Below are 17759 nucleotides of genomic sequence, written 5' to 3'. Positions count from 1 at the left end.
CGTTCTGGAGATCTGCCATGTTGAACAAACTCATCGTCATCGCTGCGCTGTTGCTGCCGGCGTGCTTCGCCCATGCCCACGAATACAAGGCCGGCGAGCTGGAAATCGCTCACCCGTGGTCGCAGGAGCTGCCGCCGAACGCGCCGACCGTCGCCGCCTACTTCGTGATCAGCAATCCCGGCAAGACCGACGACCGTCTGCTCAGCGTCGATTCGCCAATCACTGACCAAGCGCAACTGCACGAGCATGTGATGCAGGGCGATCTGATGAAAATGCAGCAGGTGCCCAATGTGCTGATCCCGGCCGGCGGCAAGGTGACGTTCGCGCCGATGGCTTATCACGTGATGCTGCTCAACCCGAAAGACCGCAGCCTGCTCAGCGACGGCAAGCGCTTCCCGCTGACCCTGCACTTCGAGAAGGCCGGCAACGTCACCGTCGAAGTCGCCGTGCAGAAGAAACCACCGCAAGCGATGCCCGAGCACGATCACGCCCAGTAATCGATCCGGCTGACCACGCCCGTGCGCCTGCAACGCGCCGGGGCGTCCAACAAGCATCGCCAGAGCCAGGCTCTGACCCGCGGTAGCTGGATCGCCCTGTTCGCCATGTTGATGATCTTCATCGGCCCGCTGATTTCTCAGTCGATGCCGATGGATCAGCACGCCTCGACTTCCATGCCGATGCGCATGGACATGTCGATGGCCATGCCGGGCATGGATCACGGCGGTTATGACGGGCAGCCCAGCGCCGAACATTGTCCGCCGCAATCCTCGCACCACGCCCTGTGGGAAAAGTGTGGTTATTGCAGCCTGCTGTTCAACTGCCCGGCGCTGACCGGTGGCGGCAGCTTCGCCACGTTCAGCATCGCCCACGTCAACACTTTCACCCCGCCCTCCCCGCGCCTGGGCCATGCCCGGCAAACCTTCTTCCCCGGCGCCCGCACCCGCGCCCCGCCCATCGCCGCGTAAACACCGCACCTTTGATTGCACACGGTCAAGAAGACAGCTCCAGGCTGCCGGCCGTGTCGTTTACGACTGTTTGATGGAAATTGTCATGTCCAGGTTTTCTGCTGTTCCACGTTTGAGCGCCGCTCGGGCGTCCTTCGCTTTGAACGAATCGCGCATTCGTTTCTCGCACGCTACCGCCGTCCTTTGCGGCGTTCTGCTGTCCCCGCTGGTGCTGGCCGATGACCACGCCGGGCACAACGAAGAACTCAGCCCGACGGTGATCACCGCGATCGCCCCAAGCTCGCCGCTGACCATCGTCACCAACCCCAAGGACCCGCGCCAACCGGTGCCGGCCAGCGACGGCGGCGATTACCTGAAGACCATTCCGGGCTTTGCCCTGGTGCGCAACGGCGGCACCAACGGCGATCCGGTGCTGCGCGGCATGTTCGGTTCGCGCCTGAATATCCTCACCAACGGCAGCATGCTGCTCGGCGCCTGCCCCGGCCGCATGGATGCCCCCACCTCGTACATCTCGCCGCAGACTTACGACAAACTCACGGTGATCAAAGGCCCGCAAACCGTGCTCTGGGGCCCGGGCGCATCGGCCGGCACGATCCTCTTCGACCGTGAACCGGAAAGCTTCGGCGAACTCGGTACCCGAGTGAATGCCAGCGTGCTGGCCGGTTCCAACGGGCGCTTCGACAAAGTGGTCGACGCCGCCGCTGGCGGACCATTGGGCTACGTGCGGGTGATCGGCAACACCGCGCATTCCGACGACTATCGCGACGGCAACCATGACAACGTGCCGTCGCGCTACGACAAGTGGAACGGTGATATCGCGCTCGGCTGGACCCCGGATGCCGACACCCTGATCGAACTCACCGCCGGCAAGGGCGACGGCGAAGCGCGCTACGCCGGGCGCGGCATGGACGGTTCGCAGTTCCTGCGCGAGAGCCTCGGGCTGCGTTTCGAAAAATCCAACATCACGGATGTGCTGGAGAAACTCGAAGCGCAGGTCTACTACAACTACGCCGACCACGTGATGGACAACTACACCCTGCGCACGCCGTCCGGCACCGGGATGATGGCCGGGCCCATGGCGTCCAACGTCGACCGCCGTACCCTCGGCGCGCGGATCAAGGCCACCTGGCGCTGGACCGACATCCAGTTGATCACCGGCCTCGACGCGCAGACCAACGAGCATCGCCAGCGCAGCGGCATGGGCATCGACACCTACAAGGATCAGCCGTACACCAAGGACGCCGACTTCCATAACTACGGCGTGTTCAGCGAAATGACCTGGTACGCCGCCGACCGTGATCGCCTGATCACCGGCGCCCGGGTCGACCGCGCCTCGGCCAAGGATTATCGGCAGAGCATCGGCTCCGGGATGATGAGCCGGCCGAATCCGACCGCCGACGACACTCGTGCCGACACCCTGCCCAGCGGCTTCGTGCGTTACGAGCATGACCTCGCTGACAGCCCGGCCACGCTGTACGCCGGCCTCGGCCACGCGCAGCGCTTCCCGGATTACTGGGAGCTGTTTTCGCCCAAGTCCGGTCCGGCGGGTTCGCTGAATGCGTTCGACTCGATCAAGCCGGAAAAGACCACCCAGTTCGATTTTGGCGTGAACTACAAGACCGCCGAACTCGAAGCCTGGGCCTCGGGCTACGTCGGCGTGGTGCGCGACTACATCCTGTTCGACTACACGCCGACGAGGATGGGCATGAGCACTTCGCGCGCGGAAAACATCGACGCACGGATCATGGGCGGCGAACTTGGCGCTGCGTACAAGCTCACCGACAACTGGAAAGCCGACGCGACCCTGGCCTACGCCTGGGGCAAGAACAGCAGCGACGGCAAGGCCCTGCCGCAAATGCCACCGCTGGATGCGCGTTTCGGCCTTACTTACAGCGAAGACAACTGGAGCGCCGGGGCACTGTGGCGCGTGGTTGCGGCGCAAAACCGCATCGACCAGAACAAGGGCAACGTGGTCGGCAAGGACTACGACAAGAGCGGCGGCTTTGGCGTGTTCTCGCTCAACGGCGCCTACCGGATCAACAAGAACTGGAAGGTCAGCACCGGCGTCGACAACCTGTTCGGCAAGGCTTACGCCGAACACCTTAACCTGGCAGGCAACGCCGGTTTCGGCTACCCGGCCAACGACCCGCAAGCGATCAATGAACCGGGGCGCACGCTCTGGACCAAGGTCGATATGAGCTTCTGATAAGAAAAAGTCAAAAGATCGCAGGCTGCGCCAGCTCCTACATGGGAGCGCGCGCCCTCTGTAGGAGCTGCCGAAGGCTGCGATCCTTTGATCTAAAAAAATGATTCGCCAAGCGGAGCACACGTGATGCAAAAGCCCAAACCGAATTTCTACAACCTGGCCTGGCGCTGGCATTTTTACGCCGGGCTATTCGTCGCCCCCTTCATGGTGATGCTGGCCCTGACCGGCATCATTTACCTGTTCAAACCGCAACTCGATTCACTGATGTACAGCAGCCTGCTCAACGTGCCGGCCGCGCATCACACAGTGCCGGCCGATGAGCTGCTGCAACGGGTCAAGAGTGCTTACCCACAAGGCCAGATTACCCAGTACCTGCCGCCGGCCAACGCCGAACGCAGCGCACAATTTGTCGTCAAGAATGAAGGCCACGAACTCAACGTGTTCATCGATCCTTACCACGGCGACATCCTCGGCGAGCAGAATGCCAAGCAGAATCTGCAAGCCATCGCCCGCGCCATTCACGGCGAATTGATGATCGGCACCGTCGGTGATCGCCTGATCGAGCTCGCCGCCGGTTGGGGCGTGGTGCTGGTGGTGTCGGGGGTATTCCTGTGGTGGCCGCGGGGTCAGTCCGCCGGCATTCTGTGGCCTCGGCTGAACAGTCGCGGGCGCGTGTTGTGGCGTGACCTGCACGCCGTCACCGGGTTCTGGGGCGCGGCGTTGCTGCTGGTGATGCTGCTCAGCGGCATGACCTGGACCGGGTTCTGGGGCAAGCAGTACGCCCAGGTGTGGAACGTGTTCCCGGCCGCCATGTGGAACAACGTGCCGACCTCCGACGTCGAGGCCGGCAGCCTCAACAACGCCGCGCGCCAGACCGTACCGTGGGCGATGGAAAACACGCCGATGCCGATGTCCGGCGACCATGCCGAGCACATGGCCCACGGTGGCATGCAACACGGCCCCGCCGCGCCAGCCATCAGCCTGCAAGACGTGCAGAACATCGCGACTGAACGCAAGGTCGAGCCAGGCTACAGCATCACTTTGCCGACTACCGCTACCGGCGTGTTCACCATTGCCGTGTTCGCCGATGACCCGCGTAACGACGCCACCCTGCATATCGATCAGTACACCGGCAAGGTCCTCGCCGATGTGCGCTTCGAGCAATACGGTGCGGTGGCGCGGGCCACGGAAATCGGCGTGATGCTGCATGAAGGCAAGATGTTCGGCACCTTCAACCAGATCGTCGTGCTGCTGATCTGCCTGATGATTCTGCTCAGCGCCGTCAGCGGAGTGGTGATCTGGTGGAAGCGTCGACCGCAGGGCAAGTTCGGCGTGCCGCCGTTGCGCCATGACCTGCCGAAATGGAAAACCGGCGTGGCGATCATGCTGGTGCTGGCGCTGATTTTTCCGCTGGTGGGGGCTTCGCTGGTGCTGGTCTGGTTGCTGGACCGCCTGCTGTTGTCGCGTCTGGGCCGCCAACCTGAATCTGCCTCAACTTCATCGTGAAGCAGGCGAGATGCGCGTTTTAGGCAGATCTTTAAACTGCCGGGGCTTAAACTCCGGCATTTTTTAATGTTACTGTATAACGCAAATGTGCCGTTCTGCCCGCAACCAAAAGCTGCGGGCTTTCTTTTGAAGAAGTGATTCACCGCCCCGATGAACAAGTACCTCTTGTCCAGTCTCTGCCTGTTCGGCCTGAACAACGCCCATGCCGACAGCCAGGCGCTGACGCTGCCCGTCGGCACCATCAGCGCACCGGCCATCGACGACGCTAGCGTCAGCCTGACCACGCCGACCAGCGCCGGTTCGCGCCTGAACCTCAGCGCCATGCAAACCCCGGCCAGTGTCGAAAGCCTCAGCGGCGAACAGGTTCGCGCCCGTGGCGAGCGCAGCGTGCAGGACGCCGTGTCGCGTAGCACCGGCATCAGCCGCACCGGTACCCCGGGCGATGGCGGCACCTCGTTGCAGGCACGCGGTTTTACCGGGCAGAGTTCGGTGATGCAGTTGTATGACGGCAACCGGATGTACACCGGCATGGGTACCGTGACTTTCCCGGTCGACACCTGGTCGGCGGACCGCGTCAGCGTGCTGCGCGGCCCGGCGTCGGTGCTGTATGGAGAAGGCGCGACCGGTGCGGTGGTCAACGTGATTGCGAAGAAGCCGTTCAGCGGTGAAATCGAAAACCATGTGCGCGTCGGCTATGGCTCTTATGACCGTCAGCAGCAGGCGCTCGACAGTGGTGGTTCACTGAGCGACACCCTGAGCTATCGCCTCAATCTCAATCGCCTGCGCAGCAACGGCTGGATCGATCGCGGCGACGCGTCCAGCGATTTCATCAGTGTCGCCCTGCGCTGGCAGGCCACCGACGACCTGGCCTTCACCCTCGCTCACGATTTTGGCGACCAGCGTCCACAGAACTATTTCGGCACGCCGCTGATCAACGGCCGGTTGCAGGACAGCCTGCGCAACAAAAACTACAACGTGCGCGACGACCAGCAACACTACAACGATCAGTGGACGCGCCTGACCACGGATTGGCAGATCAACGATGCCGTCAGCGCCAGCAACGAGCTGTACTACCTCAAGGCCCGTCGCCGCTGGCAGAACGCCGAGAACTACAACTTCGACACCGCAACCCAACAACTCAGCCGCAGCGGCTACTTCGGCATCGGCCACCAGCAGGAGCAGTTCGGCGACCGCCAGACCTTCACCTTCAAGCACTCGCTGTTCGGTCTCGACAGCCAGACCGTGACCGGCGTCGATTACAACCGCATCCGCTTCCAGCTCAACAGCAACTCGCCATTCAACGACGTGTTGCCGAACGGCCAGGCGCTGGACCTGTATCACCCGCAACCGGGCTATTTCGAAAGCGCCAATCCGTACCGCGATCAGTTCGACAGCACCACGAAACAGATGTCGCTGTTCGCCGAAAACCGCACGCAGTTGAGCGAGCGCTGGTCGCTGGTGACCGGCGTGCGCCGCGACTACGTACAGGTGGATCGCAACAATCTGATCGACGACAGTCAGAGCGACAAGACCCTGACCGGCAACAACTGGAAGGCCGGACTGGTGTTTGCCCTGACGCCCGAGACTTCGTTTTACGGGCAGGTCGCGACCAGCACCGACGGCATCGGCGGGCTGATTTCCCTGAGCCCGAGCCAGCAACAATACGACCTGTCGACCGCACGCCAGACCGAGGTCGGTATGAAACAGTTGTTCTGGGATCAGCGCGGCGAGTTCACCCTGGCGGCCTATCGCATCGTCAAGAAGAAGCTGCTGACGGACGATCCAGGCAACCCGACGCTCAAGCAGCAAGTCGGCCAGCAATCGTCCAACGGTCTGGAAGCGAGCCTCGATCTGCAATTGCCGCACGCCTGGCAGTTGCAGGCCAACGCCGCGATTGTGAAGGCCAAGTACGATGATTTTTCTGAGGTGGTCAACGGGCAAACCCTGTCGTACAACGGCAACCGCCCGGTGGACGTGCCACGGCGCACCGCCAATCTTTGGCTGAACAAACACCTCAGCGATGATCTGAAGGCTGGTGCCGGCGTGCGTTATGTCGATGCGCGCTACGCCGACATGGCCAACCGCAATGAACTGCCGAGTTACACCGTGGTCGATGCGACACTGTCCTGGCAAGCCTTGCGCAACACCACGCTGGGCCTGCAGCTGAACAATCTGTTTGACCGCCAGTACGCGCAAAGCCAATACAATGAGGGCCGGCAATGGATCCTCGGCGAGCCGAGATCGTTCTTCGTCACGGCGGATTACACCTTTTGACCCAACCCCTGTAGGAGCTGCCGCAGGCTGCGATCTTTTGCTGTTGCTTTTAAAGAGATCGCAGCCTGCGGCAGCTCCTACAGGGGCAAGCATCGCTTCATGAGAATTTGATGACCTCACTGACCCTCACCAACCTCGCCTGGACACCCCTGGGCCACGGCCACTGCCATCACCAGTTCCAGCTGCGTGACGCCTCGTTGCAGGTGGCCGCCGGTGAGTTTGTCGGTTTGATCGGCCCCAACGGCAGCGGCAAGACCAGCCTGCTGCGCTGCGCCTATCGCTTCAGCCAACCGGAAAACGGTGAGGTCAGACTCGATCATCACAACGTGTGGAAACAATCCTCACGCTGGTGCGCAAAACGCATCGCCGTTGTCTTGCAGGAATTCCCCGATGCCTTCGGCCTGACCGTCGAAGAGGTTGTCGCGATGGGCCGCACACCGCACAAAGGCCTGTTCGATGGCGACACGCTGGAAGATCGAAACCTTGCGACGCAAGCGCTCAAATCAGTCGGCCTCGACGGCTTCGAAGACCACGCGTTCGCCACCCTTTCCGGCGGGGAAAAACAACGGGTGATCCTCGCCCGCGCCCTGACTCAGCAACCGCAATTGCTGATCCTCGACGAGCCGACCAACCACCTCGACCCGCGTTATCAGCTCGAACTGCTGCAACTGGTCAAGCGCCTGCAGATCGGCACCCTCGCCAGCATCCACGATCTGAATCTGGCCGCCGCCTTCTGTGACCGTCTGTACGTGATCAACCACGGCCGCATCGTCGCCAGCGGCACGCCGCAACAGGTGCTCACCCGCGAGCTGCTGCGCGACGTGTTCGGCGTCGAGGCGCTGATCGACTCCCACCCCCTCCACGGCTACCCGCGAATCACCTGGATAACCCGACCATGACTGTGCGTTCCCTGCTTTGCGTCGCTCTTTTGTTGTGCAGTGCTCAAGCCCTGGCCGAAGCCACGAAATACCCGCTGACCATCCACAGCTGCAACCGCGAGGTGAGCTTCAGCGAGGCGCCGAAACACGCGGTCAGCCACGACATCAACATGACCCAAATGATGCTCGCCCTCGGCCTCAAATCGCGTATGGCCGGGTACAGCGGTGTCAGTGGCTGGAAGTCGGTGACGCCCCAGATGCAGTCGCTGCTCGACGGCTTGCCGGAGCTGGCCGCGAAATATCCATCGGTGGAAACCCTGCTCAACGCCAACGTCGATTTCTTCTTCGCCGGCTGGGATTACGGCATGCGCGTGGGCGGTGATCTCACCCCACAGACCCTGCAACCGCTGGGCATCAACGTGTATGAGCTGACCGAATCCTGCGCCTTCGTGATGAAGCGCCCGGCGGCGACGCTGGAGGACACCTACAACGACCTGCGCAACCTCGGCAAAATCTTCGACGTGCAGGATCGCGCCAACGCGCTGATCGCCGACATGCAGCAGCAGGTCGCCGAAATCCGCAAAGACCTGCCCGCCGACAAACCGCGCGTGTTCCTCTACGACAGCGGCGAAGACCGCGCGATGACTTCCGGCCGCCTCGGCATGCCGCAGGCGCTGATCGATGCCGCCGGCGGGCGCAACATTCTCGATGACGTCGAAGCGAGCTGGACCCGGGTCAACTGGGAGACCGTGGTCGAACGCAATCCGCAGGTAATCGTGATCGTCGACTACAGCGAAATCACCGCCGAGCAGAAGATCGAATTCCTGCTGAAGAACCCGGCGCTGCAGTCAGTCGACGCGATCAAGAACCAGCGTTTCATCGTTATCCCGTACGTGCAGGCCACGCCGGGGATCGATAACGTGCTGGCGGTGGAAACCCTGGCCAAGGGATTCCACGGCGAATGATCGACCGTCGCTGTGCCCTGTTGCTGACCGCCCTCGGCGCCCTGTTGCTGATGTCATGCGTGGTGTCGCTCGGCTTTGGTCCGGCGCGAGTGCCGGTGGATGTCGTATGGCGGATTCTGCTGCACAAGGCCTTCGGCTTCGGCGATGTAAGTTGGAGCGCCGGGCAGGAACACATCGTCTGGCTGATCCGCGTGCCGCGCATGTTGCTCGGCGCATTGGTCGGCGCCGGCCTGGCGTTGATCGGCGCGGTGCTGCAAGCGGTGACGCGCAATCCACTGGCCGATCCACACCTGCTGGGCGTCACCTCCGGCGCGACCTTGGGCGCGGTCATCGTGGTGCTGCACATCGGTGAAATCGTCGGCCTGCTGACCTTGCCGATTGCCGCGTTCATCGGTGCGCTGCTGAGCATGTTTCTGGTGCTGGGCATCGCCAATCGCCAAGGCCGGCTCGACAGCGACCGCTTGCTGCTGTGCGGCGTGGCGGTGTCGTTCGTGATGATGGCGATCGCCAACCTGCTGCTGTTCATGGGCGACCACCGAGCCAGTTCGGCGGTGATGTTCTGGATGCTCGGCGGCCTCGGCCTGGCGCGCTGGGAACTGCTGGCGGTGCCGGCCCTGAGCGTACTGCTTGGCCTCGGCTTGCTGCTGGGCATGGCCCGACCGCTGAACGCGCTGATGGCCGGCGAGCAGACCGCCGTGACCCTCGGCTTGAACGCCCGGGCAGTGCGTTTGCGGGTGTTTGTGATCGCGTCCTTGATGACCGGCGTGCTGGTGTCGATCAGCGGCTCGATCGGTTTTGTCGGGCTGATGGTGCCGCACATTGCCCGGCGCCTGGTCGGCGCCGAACATCGCCGCCTGCTACCGGCCTGCGTGCTGCTCGGCAGCCTGTTTCTGGTGTGGGTCGATGTTGCCGCGCGCACGATGATTGCCCCCGAGGACCTGCCCATAGGGGTCGCCACCGCGGCCATTGGCGGCCTGTTCTTCATCGGCCTGATGCGCCGCCGCTGACACAACACAGACCAAAAACTGTAGGAGCTGCCGCTGGCTGCGATCTTTTGACTTTGATTTTTCATGATCAAAAGCAAGATCAAAGGATCGCAGCCTTCGGCAGCTCCTACAGGATCAGAGTGCGCCCTAATCTGGCGCATTCGAGCGCACCGTCACACGCGACTCGTCCCTTCATGGTGCACCCCACCAACGCACAGCCGCTCTAACCCGACATTTCCCTGCCTAATCCCGACCGGGCACAGCCCTTGCAAAACACACCTTCAGTCGTCCGCATCTGCCAACCATAAAAAATTTTAACGTTCATGGAGATCGCACAATGAAGCGTCGCAGTTTGATCAAGGCTTTCACACTCACGGCAAGCATTGCCGCGATGGGCATGACCTGGACTGTCCAGGCGGCAGAGACCATCAAGGTCGGGATTCTGCATTCGTTGTCCGGAACCATGGCGATCTCCGAAACGTCGCTCAAAGACATGGCGCTGATGACCATCGACGAGATCAACGCCAAGGGTGGGGTAAACGGCAAGATGCTCGAACCGGTGGTGGTCGACCCGGCGTCGAACTGGCCGCTGTTCGCCGAAAAGGGCCGGCAGTTGCTGACCCAGGACAAGGTCGCGGTGGTGTTCGGTTGCTGGACCTCGGTGTCGCGTAAATCGGTGTTGCCGGTGTTCGAAGAGCTCAACGGCCTGCTGTTCTACCCGGTGCAATACGAAGGCGAAGAAATGTCGCCGAACGTGTTCTACACCGGCGCCGCACCCAACCAACAAGCGATCCCGGCGGTTGAATATTTGATGAGCGAAGAAGGCGGCGGCGCCAAGCGCTTCTTCCTGCTCGGCACCGACTACGTCTACCCGCGCACCACCAACAAGATCCTGCGCTCGTTCCTGCACTCCAAAGGCGTGGCCGACAAGGACATCGAAGAGGTCTACACCCCGTTCGGTCACAGCGACTATCAAACCATCGTCGCCAACATCAAGAAATTCTCCGCCGGCGGCAAGACCGCCGTCATCTCCACCGTCAACGGCGACTCCAACGTGCCGTTCTACAAAGAACTGGCCAACCAAGGCCTGAAGGCCACCGATGTACCGGTGGTGGCGTTCTCGGTGGGTGAAGAAGAACTGCGCGGCATCGACACCAAGCCGCTGGTGGGCAACCTCGCGGCGTGGAACTACTTCGAGTCGGTGGAGAACCCGGTGAACAAGAAGTTCGTCGCGGACTGGAAGGCCTACGCCAAGAAACACAACCTGCCGGGCGCCGATAAAGCGGTGACCAACGACCCGATGGAAGCCACCTACGTTGGTATCCACATGTGGGCGCAGGCGGTCGAGAAAGCCAAGTCCACCGACGTCGACAAAGTGCGTGAAGCGCTGGCCGGCCAGACCTTCGCCGCGCCGTCGGGCTACACCCTGACCATGGACAAGACCAACCACCACCTGCACAAGCCGGTGATGATCGGCGAGATCCAGAGCGACGGTCAGTTCAACGTGGTGTGGCAGACCGAAGGGCCGATCCGCGCGCAGCCATGGAGTCCGTTTATCGATGGCAACGACAAGAAGCCGGATTACGCGGTGAAGAGCAACTGAGCTATTGGGTGTCGGGCGGATGAGATTTTGCGACCCGACATCCGATTCCCTGCGGGATGAACATTTGTGGTGAGGGGGCTTGCCCCCGTTGGGTCGCGGAGCGGCCCCAAGACCGGTATTTGCGGTGTTTCAAGTTCACCGCGTGCTCCGGTTTTACGGCTGCTTCGCAGCCGAACGGGGGCAAGCCCCCTCGCCACAAGGCTCGCTCCCACAATGTCCGCGTCAAGGCGACTGACTATGCCCACTGCTTTCTACCGCTTTATCTGTGCCATCGCACTGCTGTTGCCAATGATGGCCTTTGCCAGCGACGCCGAAGACTTCGTCGCCGCCAACCCCGTGCAACAAGCCAAACTGCTGGAAGCCTGGGCCGCGCAGCCCGATCCGGCGCGTGTCGAGTTGATCAATGCGCTGCAGCAAGGCGAATTGACCATCGATGGCCAAGCCAAAACCCTGCGCCTGAACAACCGCCTGCGGGGTCTGATCGACACCGCGCTGGCCAGCCACCAATTGCTCGCCGCCGACGCCAAAACCCGTCTGGCCGCCGCGCAGCAATTGCAGAAAAGCGCGAAACCCGCGCAGCTGAAATTCCTCGACCAGCAACTGGCTGGCGAAAAAGATCCCGGCGTTCACGACGCCCTGAGCCTGGCCCTGGCCAATCTGCAACTGGTGGACGCCGACCCGGCGGTGCGTCTGGCCGCCGTGCGCCTGCTCGGTGAAACCGGCGACCCACTGGCCCGCACCCGCCTCGAAGGCTTGCTCGAACCGGGTGTCGAAACCGATGCGGGTGTGCGCACGGCCGCCGAAACCAGCCTCGCTCAAGTCAAACGCAAACTGCTGATCGGCGAAGTGCTCGGTCAGGCGTTCAGCGGCATGTCCCTCGGTTCGATCCTGCTGCTCGCGGCACTCGGTCTGGCGATCACCTTCGGCCTGCTCGGGGTGATCAACATGGCCCACGGCGAGATGCTGATGCTCGGCGCCTACTCGACCTACGTGGTGCAGTTGATGTTCCAGCGCTACGCCCCGCAAGCCATCGAGTTTTATCCGCTGATCGCGCTGCCGGTGGCGTTCTTTGTCACGGCGGCAATCGGCATGGCACTGGAACGCACGGTGATTCGTCATCTCTATGGCCGACCGCTGGAAACCCTGCTCGCCACCTGGGGCATCAGTCTGATGCTGATTCAGCTGGTGCGCCTGCTGTTCGGCGCGCAGAACGTTGAAGTGGCGAATCCGGCGTGGCTGTCCGGCGGCATTCAAGTGCTGCCGAATCTGGTGCTGCCGTACAACCGCATCGTGATCATCGCCTTCGCCTTGTTCGTGGTGGTGCTGACCTGGCTGCTGCTGAACAAGACCCGACTGGGCCTCAACGTGCGCGCGGTCACCCAGAACCGCAACATGGCCGCCTGCTGTGGCGTGCCGACCGGGCGCGTCGACATGCTCGCCTTCGGCCTCGGTTCGGGCATCGCCGGCCTCGGTGGTGTGGCGCTGAGCCAGATCGGCAACGTCGGCCCGGACCTGGGCCAGAGCTACATCATCGATTCGTTCCTGGTGGTGGTGCTCGGCGGCGTTGGGCAACTGGCGGGCAGCGTACTGGCGGCGTTCGGCCTGGGCATCGCCAACAAGATTCTCGAGCCGCAGATCGGTGCGGTGCTCGGCAAGATCCTGATCCTCGCGTTGATCATTCTGTTTATCCAGAAACGTCCGCAAGGCCTCTTCGCACTGAAAGGACGGGTGATCGACTGATGAACCAGCCTCTGTTAGTCACAGCCACACAAAAGGCCGGGCCGAAAGCCACGCTGGCGGTCGGTGCGGTCATTCTCGCGCTGCTGATCGCCCTGCCGCTGCTGTCGCTGTTGTCACCGGACAGCGCGTTGCACGTTTCGGCCTACACCCTGACGCTGGTCGGCAAAATCCTCTGCTACGCCATCGTCGCGCTGGCGCTGGATCTGGTCTGGGGATACGCCGGGCTGCTGTCGCTGGGCCATGGTCTGTTCTTCGCCCTCGGCGGTTACGCGATGGGCATGTACTTGATGCGGCAGGCGGCCGGCGATGGCTTGCCAGCGTTCATGACCTTTCTGTCGTGGACCGAATTGCCGTGGTACTGGAGCGGCACCAGCAGCTTTATCTGGTCGATGTGTCTGGTGGTATTGGCACCGGGTCTGCTGGCGCTGGTGTTCGGCTTCTTCGCCTTCCGCTCGCGGATCAAGGGCGTGTATTTCTCGATCATGACCCAGGCCCTGACTTTCGCCGGCATGCTCCTGTTTTTCCGCAACGAGACCGGGTTCGGCGGTAACAACGGCTTCACCAATTTCCGCACGATTCTCGGTTTCGGCATCACCGAGCCGGGCACCCGCGCGGTGCTGTTTCTGGCCACCGTGTTGCTGCTGGTGGCCAGCCTGTTCATCGGCTGGCGCCTGGCGCAGAGCAAGTTCGGCCGGGTGCTGACCGCGTTGCGCGATGCGGAAAACCGGCTGATGTTCTGCGGCTACGACCCGCGCGGTTTCAAGCTGTTCGTCTGGGTGCTGAGCGCCGTGTTGTGCGGCCTGGCCGGTGCCTTGTACGTGCCGCAAGTGGGGATCATCAACCCCAGCGAAATGTCGCCGACCAACTCCATCGAAGCGGCGGTCTGGGTCGCCCTCGGCGGACGCGGGACGTTGATCGGCCCGTTGCTCGGCGCCGGTGTGGTCAACGGCATGAAGAGCTGGTTCACCGTGGCCTTCCCCGAATACTGGCTGTTCTTCCTCGGCGCGCTGTTCATCGTCGTGACGTTGTACCTGCCCAAGGGTGTGATCGGTCTGCTGAAAAAACGAGGTGAGCAATGAGAGTGACAGCGACTGCCGAATTCATGCTGGAACCGGCGTTCTTTCCCGTCGAACCGAACAAGGATGAAGGCACCAGCCGCGACTCGATAGGCCTCGGCCAGCGGGTCGGTCCGGGCCTCGACACCCGCCACGGCACGATCCTGACTCTGGAAGACATCAGCGTCAGCTTCGACGGCTTCCGCGCGCTGAACAATCTGAACCTGTACATCGGCGTCGGCGAATTGCGCTGCATCATCGGCCCCAACGGCGCGGGCAAGACCACGCTGATGGACGTGATCACCGGCAAGACCCGCCCCAGCCACGGCAAGGCGTGGTTCGGCGAAACCCTGGACCTGACGCAGATGAGCGAAGTGCAGATTGCCCAGGCCGGGATCGGGCGCAAGTTCCAGAAGCCGACGGTGTTCGAAGCGTTGAGCGTGTTTGAAAACCTTGAGCTGGCGCAGAAGACCGACAAGTCGGTGTGGGCCAGTCTGCGTGCGCGTTTGAGCGGCGAGCAGCGCGATCGCATCAGCGAAGTGCTGGAGACCATTCGCCTGACCACCTCGGTCAATCGCGCGGCGGGCTTGCTGTCCCACGGCCAGAAGCAGTTTCTGGAGATCGGCATGCTGCTGATGCAGGACCCGCAACTGTTGCTGCTCGACGAACCGGTGGCGGGCATGACCGACGCCGAAACCGAATTCACCGCCGAGCTGTTCAAGTCGCTGGCCGGCAAGCATTCGCTGATGGTGGTGGAGCACGACATGGGCTTCGTCGGCTCGATTGCCGACCACGTCACCGTGTTGCATCAGGGTAGCGTGCTGGCGGAAGGCTCACTGGAGCAGGTGCAGGAAAACGAGCGGGTGATCGAGGTCTACCTCGGCCGCTGATGATCCATCCCCTGTAGGAGCTGCCGCAGGCTGCGATCTTTTGATCTTGCTCTTCAAAAACAACATCAAAAGATCGCAGCCTTCGGCAGCTCCTACAGGGGATTTGAGGAGATTTTGGAAATGCTGCAAGTCGACAAGCTGCACCAGTACTACGGCGGTAGCCACATCCTGCGTGGCCTGAGCTTTGACGTGAAGGTCGGCGAAGTCACCTGCCTGCTCGGGCGCAACGGTGTGGGCAAGACCACCCTGCTCAAATGCCTGATGGGCCTGTTGCCGGCCAAGGAAGGCGCGGTGAACTGGGAGGGCAAAGCGATCACCACGCTCAAGCCGCACCAGCGCGTACACGCCGGTATCGCCTATGTGCCACAGGGCCGGGAAATCTTCGGCCGGCTGACCGTGGAAGAAAATCTGCTGATGGGTTTGTCACGGTTTCCCGGCAGCGAAGCGAAAGAAGTCCCAGGTTTCATCTACGAACTGTTCCCGGTGCTGCTACAAATGAAGCAGCGCCGCGGTGGCGACCTCTCCGGCGGCCAGCAACAGCAACTGGCGATCGGTCGCGCACTGGCCAGCCGCCCGCGTTTGCTGATCCTCGACGAACCCACCGAAGGCATTCAACCGTCGGTGATCAAGGAGATCGGCGCGGTGATCAAGACACTCGCGGCCCGTGGCGACATGGCGATTTTGCTGGTGGAGCAGTTCTACGATTTCGCTGCGGAGCTGGCCGATCAGTACCTGGTGATGTCCCGGGGCGAGATCGTGCAGCAGGGTCGCGGGGAAAATATGGAGGCCGAAGGTGTACGAGGTCTGGTAACGATTTAATCTGTAGCTTCCTAACGATAATTACACACCATGAATCTAGCGCTTCCCACTGCCCTGTTTACCCCGAGCTGGCACGCCGAGCTGGAGCTGGCCTACGCCCGCTTCGGCGACTGCACGCGCCCGGTTCAACGCCGGCACCTCGGCCCGCTGCGGGTGCAAAAGCACCTGTACGCCGAAGGCCCCGAGGTCTGCCAGCACATCATCGTCCACCCACCGGGCGGGATCGCCGGCGGTGACCGGCTGAACATCAGCGCCCGCGTCGAAGCGCACGCCTGGGCGCAGATCACCAGCCCCGGCGCGGCCAAGTGGTATCGCGCGACGGGGCCGGCGTATCAGCAACTCGACCTGAAAGTAGCCGCCGGCGCGACGCTGGAATGGCTGCCACAGGAAACCATCGTCTACAGCGCCGCCCAGGCGGAACTCACGACCTCGATCGAGCTTGAGGGTGACGCGCGACTGTTCTACTGGGACGTGGTGGCGCTGGGGCGTCCGGCCAGTGGCGAACGCTTCGACCTTGGGCATTTCCAGGCGCATCTGGATATTCGCCGCGACGGCCACTTGCTCTGGCACGAGCGCCAGCGCATCGGCGGCAATGACGGGTTGCTCGATTCGCCCATCGGCCTGGATGGCAACCCGGTGTTTGCGACGCTGTTGGTCACCGGTGAAATCGATGCCGAGCTGCTGGAACGTTGTCGCTCGCTGAGCCATGAAGTGCGTGGGGATCTGACGCAGTTGCCGGGGTTGCTGGTTGCCCGCTGCCTGGCGAGCGAGGCACTGCTGGCCCGCGCCTGGCTGATCGACCTGTGGCGCCTGTTGCGCCCGGCGCTGCTCGGCCGCGAGGCCCAGCCGCCAAGAATCTGGAGCACCTGAAATGCAATCTCCCTGTAATCCCCTGTAGGAGCTGCCGCAGGCTGCGATCTTTTGATCTTGCTTCTGGATATCAACATCAAAAGATCGCAGCCTGCGGCAGCTCCTACAGGGTGTACGACTTAACTTTCTTCTGCCGAGATTTGAAAAACAAATGGACCTGACCCCACGCGAAAAAGACAAGTTACTGATCTTCACCGCCGGCCTCGTCGCCGAGCGGCGCCTGGCGCGCGGTGTGAAGCTCAATTACCCGGAAGCCATGGCCTACATTTCCGCCGCGCTGCTTGAAGGTGCCCGGGATGGCCAGACCGTGGCCGAGCTGATGCACTTCGGCACCACCCTGCTGAGCCGCGAGCAAGTGATGGAAGGCATCCCGGAAATGATCCCGGAGATCCAGGTCGAAGCGACGTTCCCCGACGGCACCAAACTGGTCACCGTCCACCAACCGATCGTCTGAGGCCGCGCCATGACTTACACCATTCGCGATGCCCTGCACGCCGACCTGCCGGCGATCCGCGACATCTACAACGACGCGGTGCTCAACACCACAGCGATCTGGAACGAGTCGGCGGTCGACCTCGGTAACCGCCAGGCCTGGTTCAGTGCGCGCCAGGCCCAGGCTTACCCGATTCTGGTGATTGTCGACGGCGACAATGCGGTGCTCGGCTACGCTTCATTCGGTGACTGGCGGCCGTTCGACGGTTTCCGCCACACCGTCGAGCATTCTGTCTACGTGCGCAGCGACCAGCGCGGCAACGGTCTCGGCCCGCAATTGATGAGCTCGCTGATCGAACGGGCGAAAGCCTGTGACAAACACGTGATGGTCGCCGCCATTGAAAGTGGCAACGCCGCTTCCATTCGTCTGCACGAACGCGTCGGTTTCAGCATCACCGGGCAGATGCCGCAAGTCGGCACCAAGTTCGGCCGCTGGCTCGACCTGACGTTCATGCAACTGACCCTCAATCCTGGCGCACAGCCGCCGGTGGCCAACAAGGAGTGACACGC

16 protein-coding genes are annotated in these 17759 nt (G+C 62.4%); all 16 read left to right on the top strand.

The genetic code is table 11. The features are described 5' to 3' along the window. Nucleotides 1-17 precede the first annotated feature (17 nt). The 16 genes from NN484_RS20040 to NN484_RS19965 all read left to right on the top strand — a co-directional run bounded on the left by NN484_RS20040 (nt 18) and on the right by NN484_RS19965 (nt 17754). Nucleotides 18-497: a copper chaperone PCu(A)C gene (locus tag NN484_RS20040; RefSeq protein ID WP_127649083.1), complete on the top strand. Its 480-nt coding sequence runs from the start codon at nt 18-20 to the stop codon at nt 495-497. Between the two features lie 21 nt (nt 498-518). Further along, nucleotides 519-965: a DUF2946 domain-containing protein gene (locus NN484_RS20035; RefSeq protein ID WP_215501353.1), complete on the top strand. Its 447-nt coding sequence runs from the start codon at nt 519-521 to the stop codon at nt 963-965. A gap of 85 nt (nt 966-1050) precedes the next feature. Next, entirely contained in the window at nt 1051-3171 is a 2121-nt protein-coding gene (locus NN484_RS20030) for a TonB-dependent copper receptor (RefSeq protein ID WP_274657709.1), read from the top strand. Between the two features lie 126 nt (nt 3172-3297). After that, the gene (locus NN484_RS20025; protein ID WP_215501351.1) at nt 3298-4677 is read left to right on the top strand and encodes a PepSY-associated TM helix domain-containing protein; all 1380 of its coding nucleotides are present in this window, start codon (nt 3298-3300) and stop codon (nt 4675-4677) included. Nucleotides 4678-4827: 150 nt separating this feature from the next. After that, the gene (locus NN484_RS20020; protein WP_274657708.1) at nt 4828-6951 is read left to right on the top strand and encodes a TonB-dependent receptor; all 2124 of its coding nucleotides are present in this window, start codon (nt 4828-4830) and stop codon (nt 6949-6951) included. 110 nt (nt 6952-7061) lie between these two features. After that, nucleotides 7062-7850 carry an ABC transporter ATP-binding protein gene (locus NN484_RS20015; RefSeq protein ID WP_127649074.1) on the top strand — a complete coding sequence of 263 codons (789 nt, stop codon included), beginning with the start codon at nt 7062-7064 and terminating at the stop codon, nt 7848-7850. Continuing rightward, nucleotides 7847-8794, top strand: coding sequence for an ABC transporter substrate-binding protein (locus NN484_RS20010; RefSeq protein WP_215501349.1), 948 nt, complete (start codon nt 7847-7849; stop codon nt 8792-8794). Before NN484_RS20015 ends, NN484_RS20010 begins: the two co-directional genes overlap by 4 nt. Beyond that, nucleotides 8791-9801: a FecCD family ABC transporter permease gene (locus NN484_RS20005; RefSeq protein WP_274657707.1), complete on the top strand. Its 1011-nt coding sequence runs from the start codon at nt 8791-8793 to the stop codon at nt 9799-9801. The genes NN484_RS20010 and NN484_RS20005 overlap by 4 nt, the downstream gene beginning before the upstream one ends. 316 nt (nt 9802-10117) lie before the next feature. After that, nucleotides 10118-11383, top strand: a complete 1266-nt coding sequence (urtA, locus tag NN484_RS20000) for an urea ABC transporter substrate-binding protein (RefSeq protein WP_274657706.1) — start codon at nt 10118-10120, stop codon at nt 11381-11383. 237 nt (nt 11384-11620) lie between these two features. Continuing rightward, on the top strand, nt 11621-13123 hold the full coding sequence (gene urtB / locus NN484_RS19995; RefSeq protein WP_127649069.1) for an urea ABC transporter permease subunit UrtB: 1503 nt from the start codon (nt 11621-11623) through the stop codon (nt 13121-13123). Next, nucleotides 13123-14202 (top strand): urea ABC transporter permease subunit UrtC, encoded by a 1080-nt coding sequence (gene urtC / locus NN484_RS19990; RefSeq protein WP_127649067.1) that lies wholly within the window; start codon nt 13123-13125, stop codon nt 14200-14202. Before urtB ends, urtC begins: the two co-directional genes overlap by 1 nt. Next, nucleotides 14199-15068, top strand: coding sequence for an urea ABC transporter ATP-binding protein UrtD (gene urtD, locus NN484_RS19985; RefSeq protein WP_127649065.1), 870 nt, complete (start codon nt 14199-14201; stop codon nt 15066-15068). Before urtC ends, urtD begins: the two co-directional genes overlap by 4 nt. 120 nt (nt 15069-15188) lie before the next feature. Further along, nucleotides 15189-15887, top strand: coding sequence for an urea ABC transporter ATP-binding subunit UrtE (gene urtE / locus NN484_RS19980; RefSeq protein ID WP_127649064.1), 699 nt, complete (start codon nt 15189-15191; stop codon nt 15885-15887). Between the two features lie 30 nt (nt 15888-15917). After that, entirely contained in the window at nt 15918-16757 is an 840-nt protein-coding gene (locus tag NN484_RS19975; protein WP_215501346.1) for an urease accessory protein UreD, read from the top strand. A gap of 151 nt (nt 16758-16908) precedes the next feature. Continuing rightward, nucleotides 16909-17211 (top strand): urease subunit gamma, encoded by a 303-nt coding sequence (gene ureA, locus NN484_RS19970; RefSeq protein ID WP_007915951.1) that lies wholly within the window; start codon nt 16909-16911, stop codon nt 17209-17211. Nucleotides 17212-17220: 9 nt separating this feature from the next. After that, the gene (locus tag NN484_RS19965; RefSeq protein ID WP_215501345.1) at nt 17221-17754 is read left to right on the top strand and encodes a GNAT family N-acetyltransferase; all 534 of its coding nucleotides are present in this window, start codon (nt 17221-17223) and stop codon (nt 17752-17754) included. Nucleotides 17755-17759 lie beyond the last annotated feature (5 nt).

The organism is Pseudomonas serboccidentalis, from assembly GCF_028830055.1.
GTDB classification, from domain to species: Bacteria; Pseudomonadota; Gammaproteobacteria; order Pseudomonadales; family Pseudomonadaceae; genus Aquipseudomonas; species Aquipseudomonas serboccidentalis.
The sequence above is the reverse complement of the archived record's forward strand: the minus strand, read 5'-3'. Positions and strand labels throughout refer to the sequence as shown.